We start from the raw sequence: 1,092 nt of genomic DNA on the forward strand, positions 1-1,092 counted from the left end.
CTTAGTATCAAGTTTGAAGTGCGACACTTAGAGTAGCTGCTCATAAATATACTCTGTTGGTGTCTTGTAACCAAGCCTTTGGCGTGGTCTGTTATTCAGTTTATACGCTATCTGGCTGCACAGTCTTTGTGTCACATGAGCCATTGAGGTTTTCTTAGGTAAATATTGGCGTATGAGTCCATTTGTATTCTCATTGGTCCCTCGCTCCCAAGAGTGGTAGGGCGTTGCGAAGTAAAACAAGCATTTATGCTTGTTTTCTATCTCCTGATATTGATTGAATTCTGTACCATTATCAGCAGTGATAGTTCTAAATGGTAAGTTTGAACGTGTAACGATCTCTGTCATTCTCGCGTTGAGTGATACAGTTGTTCGGTCATCTAGCTGTCCGATATAGGTGTAGCCAGTCATTCTGTCAACGAGAGTGACAATGCAGTGCTTAGTTCCGCGACCGATCACGGTATCTATTTCCCAATGTCCAGGTTCTAGGCGTAACTCAGCTTGTTTTGGTCGTTCTGTTATGTGCCTTTTAGCGGCAATTCTCCCCCTGCTATCTTTGGCGTTGTAGCGCTTACGTCTCTGTTTTGGTGATTGACGTAAATGTTTCCAGAGCATGCCTCCGTTGGCTTTATCGGTCCAAATGTGCTGGTAAATAAGCTCATGGCTCATCACTGGATAGCCATGCAAACGGCAATACCCAACGATTTGGTCAGGACTCCAATCGAGCATTATAAGCGCGTCAATAATTTTGAAATCGTGCTTGGTATAGCGCTTGTTACGCCGTGACCGGCTCAACCTGTTTCTAGCTCTTTGTTGTGCTCTAGCAGGCTGATAGGAAGGGTTAGGGCGATAGGCGTTGTATCGAGAGTTACGTTTAAATTCTCGGTAGATAGTGCTCTTGTGACGCCCTAGCTCTTTAGCGATGTTGACGACACTAATGCCTTGCTTTCTAAGTGCGGACATCATATACCTTTCATTCTCAGTGAGGTGTGTGTAATTCATGGTTTTTCACTTCTTGGCGGGAGTAAAATTTATGAATAGCACATCTCACTGTTTTAAATTTCAGGGGTGTCGCACTTCGTACTTGAATCCAAG

1 protein-coding gene is annotated in these 1,092 nt (G+C 44.0%); it reads right to left on the reverse strand.

Going from position 1 to position 1,092, the window contains the following annotated elements; translation table 11 throughout:
• Nucleotides 1-27: 27 nt before the first annotated feature.
• Nucleotides 28-999 carry an IS30 family transposase gene (locus IJ23_RS23665; protein ID WP_050550131.1) on the reverse strand — a complete coding sequence of 324 codons (972 nt, stop codon included), beginning with the start codon at nt 997-999 and terminating at the stop codon, nt 28-30.
• Between the last annotated feature and the right edge of the window lie 93 nt (nt 1,000-1,092).

This window comes from Vibrio sp. OY15, from assembly GCF_000742455.1.
Lineage (GTDB): Bacteria > Pseudomonadota > Gammaproteobacteria > Enterobacterales > Vibrionaceae > Vibrio > Vibrio alginolyticus.